This is a genomic window from Streptomyces sp. NPDC043685 (assembly GCF_056436585.1).
The window spans coordinates 111,772-129,821 of record NZ_JBWKCH010000011.1; the positions used below are offsets into that span (position 1 = coordinate 111,772).

Here is an 18,050-nt window from a genome sequence, read left to right on the forward strand (position 1 = left end):
GGGCGTACAACGACGGTCGCCGGGTCCGCGACGCTGCGGACCCGGCGACCGTCGAAGGCCGGCGGTGATCAGCCGGCCGCGTCGCGCTCCCAGAGGTAGAAGCGCTGCGCCATGGCGTCCTTCGGGGAACGCCAGGTGTCCGGGTCGTACGCGCTGACGTACGCGGACAGCCGCTCACTGACGTCCCGGAACTCGGGATGGCCGGTGATCCGGGCGATGGCCGGCCCGGGCTCGCGCTCGGCCTCGATCAGGTGCATGTACACATCGCCGAACTGGAAGAGGCTGCGCCGGGTCACGCCGACCAGGTGCGGCAGCTCCCCGCGGTCGGACTCCTCGAACACCTTGGCGATGTCGGGTGCCGATCCCGGGGCCATCCGGGCGACGATCAGGGCTTGGTGCATGGGGGTTCTCCGTCCGGCTCAGTCGGTCAGACCGGCACTCGCACCGCGTTCCGCGGCGATCTTCTCGATGCGGTCGCGGATCAGGCCCATCTGCACCTTCGAGTTGCGGTTGATGTTGTCCGTCATCCACTCGTCGTCGACGGGCGCGTCCGGCTTCATCGCGAAGTCCTGCGTCCAGACCATCCGCGTGCCGGCCGGTACCTCCTCGTACCGCCAGTGGATGTCCATGTGGGCGAACGGCCCCGTCTCGACCCGGCGGGCCTTGACGGTGAGCGTGTCACGGTCCGGCTCGCGCTCGGAGACCCAGCTCCACACGGTGCCGTTGTCGTCCGGGTGCATGGTCAGCCGGAAGGTCGTCCTGTCGCCCTCGCGGGAGAGGATCTCGACGGAGGCGTACTCGCTGAACAACCGCGGCCAGTTCTCCAGGTCGTTGGTCACCTCCCAGACGAGGTCCAGGGGCGCCGCGATGGTGATCTCGTTCTGCGTGTGTCCCGCCATGTCACGCTCCTGCCATGAGGGCACTGTTGACGAGGTCGAGGAACTGCCGGGGCGACTTGGAGCGTTCGGCGTCCGGCGGCATGGGGGTGCCGTAGCGGTTCTCCAGTTCGCCCACGATGCCCAGCAGGCCGAGCGAGTCGACGCCCATCGATTCGAAGACCGCTCCGTCGCGGCGGAGTTCCTCCGGTGTGACGGTGGCACCGGCACACTTCTTCATCAGTTCGGCCAGCTCTTCCACAGTGATGCGGTCAGTCATGCCGTTCCCTTTCTCTCCTGCTTCGCGACGCCCCGCTACGAGGCGTCGGTGGCGCCGTGCCGCAGCACCAGCGCCGAGTTCGACCCCATGAGCCCCCGGCTCAGAACAAGGGCCGTGCGTACCTCGGCGGTACGGGCCCGGCCGGTGACGAGGTCGAGGTCGTGGCAGATGTCGAAGACGTTGGGGGTGGGCGGGATGAGCCCGTGCTCCATCGCCAGCACCGCCGCCGCCGCGTCCATCAGCGGCGCCGCGCAATAGCCCCGGCCGATCCCGGTCTTCGGCGCGGTGACGGGCACCCGGGTGCCGTGGGCGCCCAGGGCGTCGGCGATGGCCAGGGCCTCGGCGCGGTCCGCCGCCGGTACGCCGAGGGCGTCGGCGAAGACCACGTCGATCTCCTCGGGGGCGCAGTTCGCCTCGGCCAGAGCCCCGCGGACGGCTTGGGCGAGCCCTTCCCGGGACTCCTCCCAGCGGCCGGCCCCCGTGAAGGTCGCCGCGTGCCCGGCCAGGTGGGCCCGCACCCGCGCGCCACGTTCCCGGGCCGTGCCCTCCGCTTCCACGACGACCATGGCGCCGCCTTCCGCGGGCACGAACCCGCAGGCCGCTGACGTGAACGGGCGGTAGGCGCGGGTCGGGTCGTCGACCGTGCTGAGTTCCTCGTAGCCGAGTTGGCAGACCACCGAGTACGGCGCGATCGGCGCCTCGGTCGCCCCGGCCACGATCACGTCGGTGCCGCGCCGCACGGCCCGCGCCGCGTGGGCGAGGGCGTCCAGGCCCCCTGCCTCGTCGGCGGCGACGACGGAGCAGGGACCCTTGAAGCCGCGGCGGATGGAGATCTGGCCGGTGCTGGCGGCGTAGAACCAGGCGATGGACTGGTACGGGCCGACGAAACGGCTGCCCTTGCCCCACAGTTGCTGGAGCTCGCGCTGCCCGAACTCGCCGCCGCCGGAACCGGCAGCGGTGACCACGCCCACGGAGAACGGCGCGCCGTCGGTCTCGCTCCGGTGGAGCCGGGCGTCGTCCAGCGCGAGGTCGGCCGCGCCCATCGCGAAGTGGGTGAACCGGTCGGTCTGGACGAGGAAGCGTTCCTCGATCGCCGCCGACGGGTCGAAGTCGCGCACCTGGCCTGCCACCCGCAGCGGGAGGTGCTCGCAGCCCTCCCGCGTGACCCGGTCCAGGACGCTGATGCCTTCGCTGGTGGACTTCCAGAAGGTCTCCGTGCCGGCTCCGTTGGGCGCGATCACACCGATTCCCGTGATGGCCGCGCGCCGTGGACGAGGTTCGCTCATCGTGTCTTCTCCCTCGGCCGGTTCATGACCACCGCGGACTGGAAGCCGCCGAATCCGCTGCCCACCGAGAGCACGCTGTCGAGCTTGCGCTCACGGGCGACGCGCGGGACGTAGTCCAGGTCGCACTCGGGGTCCGGGGTCTCGTAGTTCGCGGTCGGCGGTACCACCTGGTGGGTCAGGGCCAGCACGCAGGCGACGAGTTCGATCGCCCCGATGGCGCCCAGGGAGTGGCCCACCATCGACTTGATGGAACTCATGGGGGTCTTGTAGGCGTGGCTGCCCAGCACCCGTTTCACCGCGGCGGTCTCATGGCGGTCGTTCTGCTTGGTGCCCGAGCCGTGTGCGTTGACGTAGTCGATCGCGGTGGGGTCGAGCCGTGCGTGGTCCAGGGCGTCCTCGATGGCGCGGGCCATCTCCACGCCCTCGCTGGTGAGACCGGTCATGTGGTAGGCGTTGCCGAACGTGGCGTAGCCGCCGATCTCGCAGTACACATGGGCGCCCCGGGCCCGGGCGTGCTCGAGTTCCTCCAGCACGAGTACGGCACCGCCCTCCCCCATGACGAATCCGTCGCGGTCCGCGTCGAAGGGTCGCGAGGCGTGGGCGGGGTCGTCGTTGTTCGAGGAGGTCGCCTTGATCGCGTCGAAGCAGGCCATGGTGATGGGGGAGATGGGCGAGTCCGAGGCGCCGGCGATGCAGACGTCGGCGCGGCCCTCCTGCACGGTGTGGAAGGCGTACCCGACCGCGTCGAGCCCGGACGTGCAGCCCGTGGAGACGGTCTGCACCGGGCCGCGCGCCCCGAACCGCTCCGCCACCGTCGAGGCGAGGGTGGCCGGCGTGAAGGCGCGGTGCAGGTGCGGGCCCGCCTCGCGGTGGTCCACGTCCCAGCGCTGCCCGCCGTGGCTGACCAGGACGTAGTCGTGCTCCAGCCGGGTGGTGCCGCCGACCGCGGTGCCCAGCGAGACACCGACGCGCCAGGGGTCCTCGGCGCCGAGGTCGAGACCGGCGTCCCGCACCGCTTCGTCCCCCGCGACCAGGGCGAACTGGATGTAGCGGTCGCACCGTTCCACGTCCCGTGCGTCCAGGCCGTGGGCCGCCGGGTCGAAGTCGCACTCGGCGGCGATCCGCGAACGCAGACCGGACGGGTCGAAGAAGGTGATGGCACGGGTCGCCGTGCGCCCGGCCGCCAGGAGGTTCCAGAAGGCGGGGATTCCTATGCCGCCGGGAGCGACGATGCCTATGCCGGTGACCGCCACGCGTCTGGTCATGACCGGACCTGACGCAGGTCGGCCGCCTCCGCCCCCACCACCGCGGACTCGGCACCGGTCTCCTCGGTGTCGACGTGGCCCAGCGGCGGGCTGGGGGCCAGGGGGCCGAGGTGGAAGACCATGCGGGCCTGCACCTTGCCGACGTTGCGGAAGCGGTGGCGCACGTTGAGGGGGATCAGCAGCCCCTGCTCGGGCTGGAGCGGGTGCGGCTCTCCGTCCAGGTCCACCTCGAGCTGCCCGCACACCACGTACACGAACTCCTCGGAGTACGGGTGGTAGTGCTCGCCGATGCGGTCACCGGGCTCGATGAGGGCAACGCCCATGAACCCACTGGTGGAGCCGACCGTGGCCGGGGTGAGCATGGCGCGCAGGTCACCGCCTCGCCGGCGGTTGGGCTCGACGTCGCTCAGGTTCACGATGTTGGGACGAGATGTGATCACGCGTTCCTCCGTTGAGGTGCTGAACCCATGTGGGAGAGGCATGCGTCGCCTCTCCCACCGGATGACGAGTCAGGCGTCGGGCGACCGGCGGTCGGTGACAAGGTCCATGCGCGCCTTGTCGAGGAGGCGTGCGAGGCTGCCGTCCCTCGACGTGGGCGCGCCCAGGTCCGCGGCGTCGTCCAGGAGCGTGGTCAGCTCGGTGACCTGCGCCGAGTCGGACAGACCGAGGAGAAGCCCGGGGTCGGCGTCCTCGAGTCCGCCCTGGACGTCGATCAGCCGTACGACGACGTCGTCGCGCTGGAAGATCGTGCTGCGCAGGACGGGGCTGCGCGGGTCGTCCGCCGCCGTCTCGTCCCGGTGGGCCAGCAGCTCGGCCAGCTGCATGCCGCGCTCCGGACGCGCCGGGTAGTACAGGGCGTACCGCTCGGCCTGCTCGTTCTGCTGTCCTGCCGTCACGTGGTGGACGGCGGGCAGCGCGGCCCTGGTGAAGAAGACCCGGGCGGACTCGGGGTCGCCCAGGTCCCGGTCCTGCTCCAAGTGGGGGTTGATGGCCTCCTCGACGGCCCGCACCTCGGGCTGCCGGGCGACGTGACGCAGCGCGGCCAGCAGGTCGCCCCGCACTTCGACGGCACGCACCACCCGGTTGCCGTGCATGAACAGCGAGGTGCGGCACAGCCGGGTGGTGTCGTCGACCTTCGGCTCGGGCGACTCGTAGTCGGCGAGGATCTTGGCGACGATCTCCTCGCTGCCCGGCTTGACGGTGAAGGTGAGCGCGTGCCGGATCACCCCGTCGCCGATCCGGGGTGCCGCCTGGAGCCGGCGGTCGGTCTGGTCGGCGGACGCCGCGGGGCCGCCGGTCTCGCGGACGACGTGGAAGCGCAGCGACCGGGTGTCGCGCACACAGCTGTGCAGCGGCTCCACCATCCGCACGTGCTCCTCGCTGTTGACCCAGGCGAGGAACGGCGGGGCGCTCTCCCACTCGCTGGTGATGAGCCACTGGGAGGGGTTCTCGATGGACTGGCACAGTTGGTCGCTGACATGCCCGGGCACCGAAGCGACCTGGTTGCAGAGCTGTTCGTACGCCTCGAGGAACTCCTGCTGGGCGCCGTCGTGAACGTCGACCAGGAGGACGACTCGGAGCCGGGAACCGTCGAACACGGACTGGGAGACATGGTGCGACGCCTGGCGCGCCCGCGAACCTGCCACCCGTTCGGACGTGGTGGTCATCCTGCGCACATCTCCTTCGCGGAGGGGAAAGTGAGCGCCGGTCGCAGGGATGCGACGTCAGCGTTCCTCGATCTTGTTGCCGCCCTGGCACATCGCGCGACTTGGACGACGTACGGGAGTGACACGGCCCGGGGCGGCCGGGGCGAGAAGACCGCAGACGGGGGAGGTGATCGGTGCTGTCCCGGCCTGCCGGTCGCACTCCCCCGCACAGGTGACGGCGTTCGTCCGCTCACCCGGTGCTTTCGCCGTACACCGATCGCGGCGCGCGCCTCGGTGCTCCCTCTCGGCGGGGCGGCCGACCGGTGCCGGCCGGCTCGCCCCGGCCCGTCGCACGACCTCGCCGCGCGGGCGATGTCGCGGTGGGGGCGATGTCGCGGTGGGGGCAATGTCGCGGTGGGGGCAATGTCGCGGTGGGGCCCGTCAGGGTCGGGCGACGGCCAGCGCGGTCCTCAGCACTTGGTGCAGCACCGCTTCGGCGTCGGCGTCCGGCCCCTGCGACCGCCATACGACGAACCCGTCGGGCCGGACGAGCACCGCGCCGCCGGGGCCCGTGCCATGACGCTCGGCCCAGTCGACGGCGTCCTCCGGCACCAGGTCGGCACCGGCCCCGGCGCCCACCCGGTACGACCTGAGCGGGAGGGACAGCTTGTCGGCGAGGCGGAGGGCGGCCTCGTGCCACTCGTTCGGCTCAGCGGCGTCACTGAGCAGCACCAGGGACCGCTCGTAGAGGTCGAGCGTCGAGATCCGTTCGTCCCCGCGGCGCACCCACAGATGGGGAGCCCGGCTGCCGGGTGTGCCCGTCAGGTCGAGGCGCTCCGGCACCACCGGGACCTCGGGATCGGCGCCGACGACGGCACCTTGCGGGTAGCGGTAGCCGAGCGCCACGTTGAGGATGCCCCTCTGAGGGCCACCGCCGCCCGCCGCGGGCGGCGCGGCGAATCCGGGATGGCTGTGCTCGGCCGACCGGGCCGCGGCCCGCGCGCTGGTGGCCTCGGCGACGGGGCGGCGCTCCGCGTCGTAGGTGTCCAGCAGGTCCTCTCCCGCCCAGCCGTCGAGCACGGCGGCCAGCTTCCAGGCGAGGTTGTGCGCGTCCTGGATACCGGTGTTGGACCCGAAGGCGCCCGTGGGGGACATCTCGTGGGCCGAGTCACCGGCCAGGAACACCCGTCCGGCGCGGTAGCTGCGGGCGACCCGCTGCGCGGCGTGCCAGGGCGCCTTGCCGGTGATCTCCACATCGAGGTCGTCGACCCCGACCGCCCGGCGGATGTGCTCGGCGCACCGCTCGTCGGTGAATTCGTCCAGGGACTGCCCGTCCTCGGGGTGCCAGGGAGCGTGGAAGACCCAGTTCTCACGGTTGTCCACCGGCAGCAGGGCGCCGTCGGCCTCCGGGTTCGTCAGGTAGCAGACGATGAAGTGGCGGTCGCCCACGACGTCGGCGAGCTTGCGGGAGCGGAAGGTGAGGCTGACGTTGTGGAACAGGTCGCCGGGCCCGCTCTGCCCGATGCCGAGCTGTTCACGCACGGGGCTGCGCGGGCCGTCCGCGGCGACGAGATACTGCGCGCGGATGGTGGTGTGCTCCCCCGTCTCGCGGCTCTTGACCACCGCGGTGACACCGGCGGGGTCGCTGTCGAACGACGTCAGCTCGGTGGAGAACCGCAGGTCGCCCCCGTGCCGGCGGGCATGGTCGAGCAGGACCGGTTCGAGGTCGTTCTGGCTGCACAGGCACCAGGCGCTGGGGCTGAAGCGGGCCAGGCCGCCGCCCGGGTCGATGTCCCGGAACAGCCACTCGCCCGCGTCGCCGACCAGCGTGGGCGTCTGGAGGATGCCGTGGTTGACGGCCAGGGTGGCGGCCGCCTCCTGGATCGCCTTCTCGACCCCCGCCACCCGGAACAGTTCCATGGTGCGGACGTTGTTGCCTCGGCCTCGCGGGTGGATGGAGGTGCCTGCGTGGCGCTCCACCAGCACGTGCGGTACTCCCAGCCGTCCCAGGAACAACGAGGTCGACAGGCCGACCAGGGAGCCGCCCACGATGAGGACCGGGACGTCGATGGTGTCGGGGCCCGTCCGTCCGGCTCGTTCGTTCATCACTCTCGCCTCCAGCGCATCGATGCCGCCGACCCAGCCGGATACGGCGGAGATCCTCATGCATGCCCCGGGAAGATGACAGCGGCTCAGGCTTCACCCGCCTGCATGCGCCGCGACCCCGCTCGTCCCCTCGGGGGGCTGGTTGACTCTCGTCCGGCGTTCCATCCCGTCGTCGGAATCCGAGGGCTGACCGATGCCCGAACCGAAGGGGCCCCTGCCGACCGTCGACGGTCGGCAGGGGCCTCACTCACAGGGTCCGTTCGGATCATCCCGGCGCCGGGTCGGCCGAAAGGAGCCGGGCCTCACAGCCCGGCGATCCACACGACAGGACCTAGTCCAGCGGGAAGTCCTCGTCGGGGAGGCCGCTCGCGCTGAACTCGCTGTCGCTCGGCGACGGGCCGCCGAGGAAGCCGCTCATGAGGTCCTTCAAGTCCAGCGTCGTGGCGCCGGCCGGAGCGGTGGGCTTGGCCCCCTCACGCAGCCGGAGCGTCAGGCCCAGCTTCTTGACCTTGGCGCTCTCGGCCAACTTGGCGAGGTCCAGGTCCACTTGGGAGAGCTCGCCGTTCTTGAGCGTGAAGTCCGCCGTCACCTTGGCCTGAGGAGCCTCCTTCAGGTCCTTGTCCGTCGGCAGGTCCACGCCCGGCGGCAGGTCCTTCACCAGCGGGCGGATCTCGCCGAAGAGGTCGGTGATCAGCGTGCGGAAGGGGGCGGTGGCGGTGACGTGCTCGGTTCCCTCGGCGCCACCGGCCGTCTTGAACTTCACATCACGGGCGACGACTTCGCGGAGCGCCTTCACGAGCTTCTTCTGCGTCTTGGCGTCCAGAGACGGCGCGGGCGCCGGGCCGCCCTCGTCCTCCTGGCCCTCGGAGACGACCTTGTCCATCTCCTTGGTGCTGAACTTCACCCACTTGCCCTCGATGACGTCCTTCAGCGCCCCGGCCTCCGGGGGCAGCTGGTCGGCGCCGGGCAGAGGGGCTCCCATCATCTTGCCCATGGCCTTCACGTCGGCACGGAGGTAGGTGGAGTCGCCGAGCACCCGGTACTCGACGAGCTCGCCGTCCGGGGTGCTGATCTTCATGGCCGTGCCGACGAGGTCCTTCTCACCGGACTCGTCGAGCGGCTTCCTCGACTGCACGGTCAGCGTGATCTTCGCGTCGCTGAGCAGTCCGGCCACCTCGTCCGGGATCTCCTCACCGGGCGCGGGGTCCGACTTGGCGTCCAGCGCCTTCAAGGACGCGGCGTCGGTGTTCAGATCGAGCTCGAAGGAGAGGGTCTTCTTCTTGCCGAGCTTCTCGAAGGCTTGGTCCAGCTTCTTGCCGGCGGACAGCTGCTCCACCGTTCCGCAGGCAGCCGCGCCCGCGAGGACTGCACCGACGACGGCGGTGGCGGTCAGGGTCTTGCGTATGGGGTTGATGATGGTCTCCTCGTAGCTCCGATCACAACGTGATCATTGAGAAGACTCACCACCCGCCCGCAGGGTTGTACCGCACGTTGTGCGAGCTGAACCGTCCCGCGCCGGGGCGCGGCGCCCCTCACCGTGCGCGGCCGTGACGCCCGGTCGGCCGGGTGTTGGCCCGCAGAACCTCCACCATGCGATGGCGCCGGAACATTTCGGTGACGTCGGCCCGGTGCATCCCCCGGCGGGGATCGGCCACGAACAGTGAGCCGAAGACGCACACCGACGCACTGACGATCAGCACCCAAACCGCAGCGTTACCCACAATTACTCCCGGACAGTCATGTGAAGGCACTGGGGCGCGACGCTCCCGTGACATCAGCACAACCCCTCTGAATATGCCAGGTCACGGGAGGACGGAGAAATGTGCAGGCAAGGCCTAACGTGATGACTAGCCTTCCATCCCATTGAGGCACCGGTCCGCTGTCCCTCCCGACGGCACCGTCCGCCGGGATCGCGCCCCGCACACCGTCGGCGTCAGAGCCAGCCGTTGCGGCGGAAGGCCCGGTACAGCAGCCCGGCCCCGACGGCCATGACGGCCAGCGCGCAGGGATAGCCGTAGCGCCAGTCCAGTTCGGGCATGTCGGCGAAGTTCATGCCGTAGATCCCGGCGACCAGGGTGGGGATGGCCAGGATGGCCGCCCACGCGCTGATGCGGCGCATGTCGTCGTTCTGCCAGGTGCTCACCTTCGCCAGATGGGCGTCCAGGACGGAGGCGAGCAAGTCGTCCAGGGCGCGTACTTCGGTGTCGGTGCGGTTGAGGTGGTCGGCGACGTCGCGGAAGTACGGCACGACCTCCCGCGGCCAGCCGTCCCGGGGCGAGGTGAAGTCGTGCACCACCGGAACCAGGGGCTGGACGGCGTCGCGGAACTCCACCACCTCCCGCTTGAGCGAGTAGATCTGCTCCGTGAGGTCGTCGCGGGCGGGTGAGAACACGCACCGCTCCAGATCGGTGAGGTCCGTGCGCACCTGGGCCGCGGCCCGGGCGTAGGCGTCGACGACCACATCGGTGACCGCGTGCAGGACGCTCACCGGCCCGAGCCCCGCCATCTGCGGGGCGGCCTCAAGCCGGCCGGCCGCTTCCACCGTCGGGTCGAGTGCGCCGTGCCGGACCGTGAGGGCGAAGGACGGCCCGACGAAGATCATCACCTCGCCGGTCTCCACATCCGCGCTCTCCTCGACGAACCACAGTGTCTTCACCGCGACCGCCAGCACATCGCCGTAGCGCTCCTGTTTCGGTCGCTGGTGCGCATGGACGGCGTCCTCGATCGCCAGGGGATGCAGCTTCAGGTGGTCCCCCAGCCGCTGCACCTCATCCTGGTCGGGATCGTCCAGCCGGATCCAGGCGAACTCGTCCGGCTCCAGCTCGGCCAGGCGGTCGAGGGTGACCTTGCATCCTTCGTCCTGCGGCCGGAACTCGAGCTGCTCGCACTCGCCCGTCCGCTCTCGGTAGATCGCGCATTCCATCCCTCTCGGATGCTTCCGCGGCCGCGTTCCATGCGCGCCCGGCGCACCGATCCGCGAGCCTCGCGCCCCCTGCACCGTACGGTCACCGGACCTTCACACCCACCCGTTGCGAACGGAGCCAGGAGGGCACCCGGGTGAGACCGACCGGGAGGGAACTGGGCCGTGATCATTGTCGCCGTGCTGCTGCTGCCGGCCATAGGTGTACTGCTGTACTTCATGGACCGTGTCGAGGACCGCTTGTCGGCCGGCCCGTCGACGGCCCGCCACGCACGCAAACGTCATCTGCGGCTGGTCCACAACACCGGCCCCGCCGGGCCCGACCGCGGCCGGGCCCGGCATTCCGCGCGACGCGGTGAGGCGGCGTGAGGCTGCCCGCGACGCGGTCAGGCGGCGTGAAGCCGCCCTCACCGGCTTGATTGAGCGGAGGCCCGCGGGTACTCGGCGGGTATGAAGCCGCATCTTCCCAGGCGGAGCGAGCACGACGGCAGCGACAAAGCATCGGAACGCGCGATCCCGCCGCCTGAGGAAGTAGGCCCCGGGCCCGCCGTGGAGCGGCGCGCACCGGACACGCCGACGCAGCTGCCGAGGACGGCGTGGACGGCGGTGCTGAAGGGCAGCCTGCGTGAGTTCCAGGACGACGAGCTGACCGACCGGGCCGCCGCGCTGACCTACTACGGACTGTTGTCGCTGTTCCCGGCTCTGCTGGTCCTGGTGTCGCTGCTCGGCCTCACGGGCCGGTCCACCACGGACGCGGTGCTGGACAACCTCAAGCAGTTCACGCCCGGCTCCGCCCGCGACATCATCACCGCGGCCGTGACCCAGTTGCGCAGCAGCGCAGGCGTCGGGTCCGTCATGGCGCTCGTCGGCATCGTCCTTGCGGTGTGGTCCGCCTCCGGATACGTGGCCGCTTTCATCCGCGCCGCCAACCGTGTCTACGACATGCCGGAGGGCCGCCCGGTCTGGAAGGTCCTTCCCGTGCGGGTCGGGCTGACGGTCGTCCTGATGGTGCTCGCCGTGGCCGACGCCCTGATCGTCGTCTTCACCGGCGCGCTGGCCCGCCAGGTCGGCAAGGCCCTCGGGATCGGCGACACGGCGCTGACGGTGTGGTCCATCGCCAAGTGGCCCGTCCTGGTGGTCCTGGTCACGCTCACGATCGCGCTGCTCTTCTGGGCCAGTCCGAACGCCAGGGTGAAGGGGTTCCGGTGGATCACGCCGGGCAGCTTCCTCGCCCTGGTGATCTGGATGATCGCGTCCGGCGCCTTCGCCCTCTACGTGGCGCACTTCGCCTCGTACAACAGGACTTACGGCACCATGGCCGGTGTCATCGTCTTCCTGATCTGGCTGTGGATCAGCAATCTGGCGATCCTGCTCGGCCTGGAGTTCGACGCGGAGATCGTCCGGCAGCGGGCGATCGCCGGCGGCCTGCGACCGGACAAGGAGCCCTACACCCAGCCACGCGACACCAGGACGTGGACGGAGAAGGACATGCGCCGACTGGACGAATCATGAGGGGGTTGTCGCGGTACGACCTCCCTCACCGCCGGCAGTCGCCGGGAGGCCGCCCGCCTCGCTAGCTGTACAGCGGTGAGCGACCGGCGAGGACGGTCTCAGGGCCGTCGGCCAGGCCGATGCGGGCCGTGATGCGTTTGCCCGCCGCCTCCCGGTCGACGGACAGGCCCTCGGTCACCGCCTTGACGATCTCCAGACCGTGGCCCCCGATCCGGCCGGGATCGGCGGCCCGAGCCGCGGGGAGTACGGGGTCGCTGTCCCTCACGACGACCTCCACCGCGCGGACGGTCAGACCGAATTCCACCAGCACGGGACCGTCGGCGTACTTGCAGGAGTTGGTCACCAGCTCGCTCACCACCAGCTGAGTGAGGTCCCTCGCGCGCGCCGGCACCCGCAGGCCGTAGTCGTCACCGGCCTGGTCGAGGAACGCGACGGCGTGCTGGCGGGCGTCCGCGATACAGCCGTCGTCGCCTCCCAAGGCGATACCCACACGTGTCAGATGCCCCTCGGGCGCCGTACATCCGTCCCCGTCAACAGCACAACCCACTGGCCTCGCCCTCACTCCCCGTCTGGCGTGCCAGTACCCCTGGTTCCGCCATACATGCCGTGGGCGCGGGAACAGGTGCCTGCGTCAGAGGAACGTCCACCTCACGGCGACCCGTCCCGCACTGAGGGGAGCGATCTTCCGGAACGCGGCCGGTGACAGGTCGAGATCGCCGTGGCCACAGCCCGGACAGCTGTCGGCGACGGTGACGTCCACCTGGCCGTCGGGGCCGGTGACACGGAGCGTGCGGCCACACAAGTCTCCGCTGTACTGCGCCATGTTGAGAGCCGCGACGAAGTCGGTGTTCTCGTGGATGGAGCCGCAGGCGCCGAGGCCGACGTCGTAGTACGTGGCCTGGCCGCTGTAGGTGTCCTGCGCCGAGACGGCCGGACGACCGCCCTCACGCGCCACGGCGTGTCCCGGGTCGACACCGCCCAGGAGGAGCGCCACCACACCCGCAACGACCCCGAGCAGCCTGACTGATCCGTGTTTCATGCCGGTACAGCTACCGCTCACGAGGGCGACGCGCCAAGACCGCTTACGCCGAACGAGGACGCGTCCGCACGCCACGGCCGGTTCACGAGCCGACAATGCGCTCGGCCGGGGGGCGGCGCCTCACGTAGGGTGCTCCGGTTGTCGAACCGGACGGAAAGGCGGGTCACGGCCATGGCGCCCCGGATCATGACGCGGGAGCAGGTGGCGGGAGCGGCACGGGCCGCGCTCGGGGGTGGACGGCGGCTGGAGTCGGTGGAACGGCTCGCGGGTGGCAGCCGGAAGGGCGTGTACCGCCTGACGATGGACGACCTCACGACGGCTGTCGCCTACGTCTGGGAGGAGTCCGAGAACTACTGGCCGACGGCCGAAGCGGACGGTGACCTCACGGACGTGTTCTCGCCCGGTGTCGGACTCGACCTGTTCGAGGCTGCCCACCGGCGGCTGGACGCGTTGGGCCTGCGGGTTCCCGACGTCTACCTGGTCGACCGGAGCCGGACCCACCACCCGGCCGACCTCGCCATCGTGGAGGACTTCCCCGGTGAGAACCTGATGACCCTGCTGCACCGCGACCCGCGCGCGGCAGAGCCGACGATGGCGCGTCTCGCGGAGGCCATGGCGGCGATGAGGGGCCACCGGGCGCCCTCGTTCGGCAAGGTCGCCCTGATCGACCGGGGCGGAACCTCGCGGGCAAAGTCGTGCGAGAACGCCGCTCACGACTTCGCCATGGTCTGCCTGGCGGAGGCGGCTGCGCGCGACCGGAGGATCGCGGACGCCCGCGGGCGGCTGGAGGAACGCCTTCGGGAGCTCACCGCAGCGGTACGGCCACGGGCCGCGTACTCGGTCGTCCACGGCGAGTTGGGACTCGACCACGTCCTGGTGGATCCGGACGGCAACCCCGTCCTGATCGACATCGAGGACCTCAAGTACTTCGACGTCGAGTGGGAGCACGCCTTCCTCCGGCTCCGGCACGCGGAGGAGCACCATCGGCGGCTGGCGGTCGAGGGCCTCGACGAAGGCCGGCTCGCGCTCTATACCCTCACTCAGCGTCTGTCGCTGACCGCGGGGCCACTCCGGCTGCTCGAAGGCGACTTCCCTGACCGGGACTTCATGCGGGGCATCGCCGAGCACCACTTGACCGAGGCTCTGGCGTTGGTCGCGGACGGCTAGTGGTGCCCTCGTAGGTTCGCCGGGTCGGCAGGCGCGACGGTTGGATGTGCGGTGATGTCGCTTCGTGGGCCGGCTGTTGCGGTCAGGAGGTTGGTGACGGCGCATAGTGGTGGGCAAGGTCGGTGGCGAGGTCGCGGAGGTGAGCCCTGGCTTCGGTGGGGCCGTGCACAGTGATGGCGCTCCCGAACGGCAGTAGTGCTCGCACGTCCTCCAGGCGCAGGAAGCGGATCGTCACCTTGTGGCCGGTGGCGGATGCCTCATGGTCGTCCCGGACGAGTCGTTGGCCAAAGGTCCGTCGCGCCCGCTCGATCTGGGTCTGGTCGATGGTGGCGCTGACCTCTATCGCGTGGTTGTGTTCCCACTGATCAACGAGGGCCGCAGCGACGGTGGCCAGGGGCTGGTTCTCGCGGATCCGTCGTGGCTGGTCGACTTCTTTCCACGTCGTGATCCGTTCGAGTCGGTACATCCGTGGCACTTGGGCACAGTCGGCGACGAGATACCAGATGCCGGCCTTGGCGAACAGCCCGTAGGGGTCCACGACCAGGTCGCGTGGGCATGACTCGCGTGGGCTGTCGTAGTCGATCCGTAGCCGGCGGCCTCGCCGCACTGGGCCGATCAGCGAAGCCGGAGTCGTGCCGGAAGCTCGTGTCTGGAGCCAGGGGCGGCTGTCCACGTGCACTACCTCGGTGAGCGGCAGGAGCTCATGACCCCGAGGTGACTGTGTAGCGACGATCTTGGAGAGCGCCCGCCGGCTTTCGACCGATGCGTTGAGCTCCGCGCGTTGCTTCTCGTCCAGCCCGGTGAGCGACAGATGATCACGCTCGCTCGGCGTGAGTCGCGTGAGATCGAGCCCGGATCCAGGCAGCATGGTCACGCCTCCGAGGCGGCCCCGGTGTGCGGTCACCGGCAGACCGGCGTCGCGCAGCCAGTTCAGGTCCCGGGTGATGGTTCGAAGGGACACCCCGAGCGCCGAGGCAAGTTCCTGTGTGGTCACTGCATCCCTCGAATCGAGGAGCAGCATCAGGGAGAAGAAGCGGTCTGGGGTCACACCCCAAGTTTTTCAGGAATGACGACACGATACGGCGCATATTCCGATCAGGCTGGTGGCTGCGTACCTACCGCCTGCGAGAAGGAACAACCATGACCAGATCCGTCGTGTCCATCGTCTATGTCAACGACGCGCCCACCGCCGCTCTTTTCTACGGTGGCCTCCTCGGCATGAGCCCCTCGTTCGAGACTCCGGGATACATCACCTTCGACCTCGGGCCAGGCGCTGACCTCGCTCTGTGGTCCGGCCAGTTCGAGGATCTGTCACCGGACGTCCCGCGAACCAGTGAGGTTTGCCTGGCCATCGACGGTGGGCCCGACGAGATCGACGCGATCTACAAGCAGTGGCAGTCCAAGGGCGTCACGATCCTGCACGAGCCCCATGATGCGGGGTTCGGCCTGACCTTCCTCGCAGCCGATCCCGACGGGAACCGTATCCGCGTCGCACCGCGGGGCTGATAGGCCACAGCGCTTCGTCGGCCGACGGCCACCACTCCCCCACCAGATCGGCCAGCCAGTCACCCACTGGTGGATCCGCAAAACCGATCCGCGCCGCCCCGACTTACTCGCCGCACCGCAGGAACGGGCCCCGCATCCGCAGCGAGAAGGCATCCGCTGGGGCGGGCGCCCCCTCGCAACCGCAGCCTGACCAACCCGGCGAACTGATGAGGTGGCAGGCACCAGGTCGCATCTGTCAGGGGCAGTTCAGGGTTGTGATCAGGGTGATCACTAATGGGCGACTGCGACTCCACGCAGCAGAGTTGGCGTTGCCGACAAGTCCCATCAGCACCGTGGAGAGAAGCTTCGATGCACATCCGCCTTGCCGTCACCACCCTCGCCCTGGCCACCGCTTTCACCGCCGGCGCGGCCCTGCCCACGGCTGCCGCCACGCCTGCTTCCAGCGCCCCGGCGTCCGCGGACCTCACCGTTCAGGAGATCCTCGACCACTTGCCCGACGACGTCGTTGCGGGTGCGCTCGTCAGACGGGACGGCGTGGGCGCCACCGCCGGCCCCGTCACCGCTGACGCCTATGCTCGGATCGGCAGTGTCACCAAAGTGTTCACCAACATGGTGATTCTCCAACTCGTCGCCGAGCACCGGATCGGCCTGGACACACCGGCGCGAAGGTACGTCCCCCAAGTGCTGCCCGAGGCGTACAACCGCGTCACCGTGCGCCAGCTCCTCGACCATACGAGCGGCCTGCCCAAGCCGGCCCCGACCCCTGTCCCTGCCGACGGACCCGGGTGGCAGCTCAAATCCGTGACGCCCGAAGACTTCTTGCGTGACTCGTTCGCCGCAGCCACCGACGCGCCGCCCGCACCCGGCTCCGAGCAGCAGTACAACGGACTCAACTCTTTCGTCCTCGGCCTGATCGTCGAGAAAGTCACCGGCCACTCCTTCACCGACGAACTGCGGCGCAGGATCATCCGGCCGCTGCATCTGAGGCACACGAGCCTGCCCGCCGCCGACGACCCGACGATCCCCTCGCCCCACGCGGAGGTGTACCTGGATGGGCAGGACGTGACCGAGCAGAGCCCGTACCCGTGGGCCGAGGGAGGCATGATCTCCACCGCCGCCGACCTGGACCGCTTCATCACCGCACTGTTCCGGGGCAGCCTGCTCCCACCCGCCCAGCAGAAGCTGGTATTCGAGGTACCGAACGTGGAGAGCGCCACCGACAACAGGAACTGCGTCGGCCAGGCGGCCTGCTACAGCATCGGCGGACTCCTGCGCTACCAGCTCCCAAGTGGCGAGTACGCGTGGGGCAAGACCGGTTCCCGCCCCGGCTGGGACAACGGCTTCTTCGCCACCCGCGACCTCCGACACCGCGTGGTGTACTCCCTGAACCCGACGGGGGTCGGCAATGACCTCCCGTACATCAAGGCGATCGTCAACGCCGGGCTCGCCGGCTGACAGCCGGACCTCCCATCCAGGATGACGACCGGCGCACGGGCAACCCGGCGAACCAATGCGGTCACAGCACGAGAGACGTGGAGGCGGGCGGGGGCTCAGGTGCACGCCGCGTCAGTAGATTGGTGGCCACCGACCCAGGAGACCCCCGTGCCCAGCCGCCCCAGCCTTCTGTTCGTGACCGATCTCGCCTACCAGGCCCGGGGGCGGCGCTACTGCGATGAGGACATCTTCCTGTCGTCGCGGCTGCGGAACGACTTCGACGTGGCTATGTGCCATCCGCTCGATACCGCCGCTCTCATGGACGCCTTCGAGGCGGTCATGATCCGCAACAGCGGCCCCGTGCTCCACTACCAGGAGGCGTACGACGCCTTCCGGTGCCAGGCCCAGGCCCGCGGTACCAAGGTCTTCAACCCGCTGTCCGGTCGGGCCGACATGGCCGGCAAGCAGTACTTGCTCGACTTGACGGCTGCCGGCCAGCCGGTGATCCCCACCGTGGACCGGTCCCAGGACCTCGGCTCGCTGCCCCAGTCCGACGCCTACGTGGTCAAGCCCCGAGCGGGCGCGGACTCCATCGGCCTCACCTTCGTCTCCCGCCGGCAACTGGACACCCTCACCCGCGACGACATCCTGATCCAGCCCCGGATCGACTTCCGCTACGAGGTGTCGTTCTACTTCGTCGACGACGCCTTCCAGTACGCACTCCACGCACCCGATCCCGATCGGCGCTGGGCCCTCGCGCCCTACCTGCCCACGGAGGCCGACCTCGACTTCGCCCGCCGTTTCATCGACTGGAACACCCTCGACCACGGGATCCAGCGCGTCGACGCCTGCCGCACCCAGGACGGCGATCTCCTCCTGGTCGAGCTGGAAGACCTCAACCCGTACCTGTCCCTGAACCTCCTCGACGACCTGACCCGCGACACCTTCGTCACCAACCTGAGGGACTCCCTCCGCCGGTTTCTGGATGCCTCATAACGGAACGAATGCTCCACG

Annotated in this window: 19 protein-coding genes; 6 read left to right on the forward strand and 13 right to left on the reverse strand. The window is 69.9% G+C overall.

Annotated elements, in window-relative coordinates:
- Positions 1 to 68: 68 nt before the first annotated feature.
- The 10 genes from AC0665_RS31610 to AC0665_RS31655 all read right to left on the reverse strand — a co-directional run bounded on the left by AC0665_RS31610 (position 69) and on the right by AC0665_RS31655 (position 10,381).
- Entirely contained in the window at positions 69 to 401 is a 333-nt protein-coding gene (locus tag AC0665_RS31610) for a TcmI family type II polyketide cyclase (protein WP_363119548.1), read from the reverse strand.
- Between the two features lie 18 nt (positions 402 to 419).
- Entirely contained in the window at positions 420 to 899 is a 480-nt protein-coding gene (locus AC0665_RS31615) for an SRPBCC family protein (RefSeq protein WP_468412265.1), read from the reverse strand.
- A gap of 1 nt (position 900) precedes the next feature.
- Positions 901 to 1,155 (reverse strand): acyl carrier protein, encoded by a 255-nt coding sequence (locus tag AC0665_RS31620; RefSeq protein WP_363119550.1) that lies wholly within the window; start codon positions 1,153 to 1,155, stop codon positions 901 to 903.
- Positions 1,156 to 1,190: 35 nt separating this feature from the next.
- The gene (locus AC0665_RS31625; protein WP_478608745.1) at positions 1,191 to 2,441 is read right to left on the reverse strand and encodes a ketosynthase chain-length factor; all 1,251 of its coding nucleotides are present in this window, start codon (positions 2,439 to 2,441) and stop codon (positions 1,191 to 1,193) included.
- Complete coding sequence (locus AC0665_RS31630; protein WP_468412269.1) at positions 2,438 to 3,706, reverse strand: beta-ketoacyl-[acyl-carrier-protein] synthase family protein; 1,269 nt, start codon at positions 3,704 to 3,706, stop codon at positions 2,438 to 2,440. The genes AC0665_RS31625 and AC0665_RS31630 overlap by 4 nt, the downstream gene beginning before the upstream one ends.
- A complete protein-coding gene (locus AC0665_RS31635; protein WP_468412271.1) occupies positions 3,703 to 4,146 on the reverse strand; it encodes a cupin domain-containing protein in 444 nt (147 codons plus the stop codon). Before AC0665_RS31635 ends, AC0665_RS31630 begins: the two co-directional genes overlap by 4 nt.
- A 69-nt stretch (positions 4,147 to 4,215) precedes the next feature.
- Complete coding sequence (locus AC0665_RS31640; RefSeq protein WP_478706334.1) at positions 4,216 to 5,373, reverse strand: SchA/CurD-like domain-containing protein; 1,158 nt, start codon at positions 5,371 to 5,373, stop codon at positions 4,216 to 4,218.
- A 420-nt stretch (positions 5,374 to 5,793) separates the two neighbouring features.
- Positions 5,794 to 7,458 carry an FAD-dependent oxidoreductase gene (locus tag AC0665_RS31645; RefSeq protein WP_478608739.1) on the reverse strand — a complete coding sequence of 555 codons (1,665 nt, stop codon included), beginning with the start codon at positions 7,456 to 7,458 and terminating at the stop codon, positions 5,794 to 5,796.
- A 331-nt stretch (positions 7,459 to 7,789) separates the two neighbouring features.
- A complete protein-coding gene (locus tag AC0665_RS31650) occupies positions 7,790 to 8,794 on the reverse strand; it encodes a hypothetical protein (RefSeq protein ID WP_478608736.1) in 1,005 nt (334 codons plus the stop codon).
- 597 nt (positions 8,795 to 9,391) lie between these two features.
- Positions 9,392 to 10,381 (reverse strand): magnesium and cobalt transport protein CorA, encoded by a 990-nt coding sequence (locus AC0665_RS31655; protein ID WP_478510583.1) that lies wholly within the window; start codon positions 10,379 to 10,381, stop codon positions 9,392 to 9,394.
- Between the two features lie 162 nt (positions 10,382 to 10,543).
- On the opposite strand from AC0665_RS31655, the gene AC0665_RS31660 reads away from it, so the two are divergent.
- Together AC0665_RS31660 and AC0665_RS31665 are read left to right on the forward strand one after the other, a co-directional pair.
- Positions 10,544 to 10,747, forward strand: a complete 204-nt coding sequence (locus AC0665_RS31660) for a hypothetical protein (RefSeq protein WP_478608733.1) — start codon at positions 10,544 to 10,546, stop codon at positions 10,745 to 10,747.
- 81 nt (positions 10,748 to 10,828) lie between these two features.
- Positions 10,829 to 11,890: a YihY/virulence factor BrkB family protein gene (locus tag AC0665_RS31665; RefSeq protein ID WP_478608730.1), complete on the forward strand. Its 1,062-nt coding sequence runs from the start codon at positions 10,829 to 10,831 to the stop codon at positions 11,888 to 11,890.
- A gap of 61 nt (positions 11,891 to 11,951) precedes the next feature.
- On the opposite strand, the gene AC0665_RS31670 is transcribed toward AC0665_RS31665, so the two are convergent.
- Together AC0665_RS31670 and AC0665_RS31675 are read right to left on the reverse strand one after the other, a co-directional pair.
- Positions 11,952 to 12,380 (reverse strand): ATP-binding protein, encoded by a 429-nt coding sequence (locus AC0665_RS31670; RefSeq protein WP_478510587.1) that lies wholly within the window; start codon positions 12,378 to 12,380, stop codon positions 11,952 to 11,954.
- A 141-nt stretch (positions 12,381 to 12,521) separates the two neighbouring features.
- Positions 12,522 to 12,929: an RlpA-like double-psi beta-barrel domain-containing protein gene (locus AC0665_RS31675; RefSeq protein WP_478706335.1), complete on the reverse strand. Its 408-nt coding sequence runs from the start codon at positions 12,927 to 12,929 to the stop codon at positions 12,522 to 12,524.
- Between the two features lie 171 nt (positions 12,930 to 13,100).
- Between AC0665_RS31675 and AC0665_RS31680 the strand changes: the two genes are divergently transcribed.
- Positions 13,101 to 14,096 (forward strand): phosphotransferase family protein, encoded by a 996-nt coding sequence (locus AC0665_RS31680; protein WP_478706336.1) that lies wholly within the window; start codon positions 13,101 to 13,103, stop codon positions 14,094 to 14,096.
- Positions 14,097 to 14,178: 82 nt separating this feature from the next.
- Here AC0665_RS31680 and AC0665_RS31685 read toward each other — a convergent pair whose 3' ends face one another.
- On the reverse strand, positions 14,179 to 15,144 hold the full coding sequence (locus tag AC0665_RS31685) for a helix-turn-helix transcriptional regulator (protein WP_478706337.1): 966 nt from the start codon (positions 15,142 to 15,144) through the stop codon (positions 14,179 to 14,181).
- A 92-nt stretch (positions 15,145 to 15,236) separates the two neighbouring features.
- Between AC0665_RS31685 and AC0665_RS31690 the strand changes: the two genes are divergently transcribed.
- The 3 genes from AC0665_RS31690 to AC0665_RS31700 all read left to right on the forward strand — a co-directional run bounded on the left by AC0665_RS31690 (position 15,237) and on the right by AC0665_RS31700 (position 18,032).
- Positions 15,237 to 15,602: a VOC family protein gene (locus tag AC0665_RS31690; protein ID WP_478608723.1), complete on the forward strand. Its 366-nt coding sequence runs from the start codon at positions 15,237 to 15,239 to the stop codon at positions 15,600 to 15,602.
- A 348-nt stretch (positions 15,603 to 15,950) separates the two neighbouring features.
- Positions 15,951 to 17,057, forward strand: coding sequence for a serine hydrolase domain-containing protein (locus tag AC0665_RS31695; protein WP_478706338.1), 1,107 nt, complete (start codon positions 15,951 to 15,953; stop codon positions 17,055 to 17,057).
- Between the two features lie 147 nt (positions 17,058 to 17,204).
- Complete coding sequence (locus AC0665_RS31700) at positions 17,205 to 18,032, forward strand: ATP-grasp domain-containing protein (RefSeq protein ID WP_478706339.1); 828 nt, start codon at positions 17,205 to 17,207, stop codon at positions 18,030 to 18,032.
- Positions 18,033 to 18,050 lie beyond the last annotated feature (18 nt).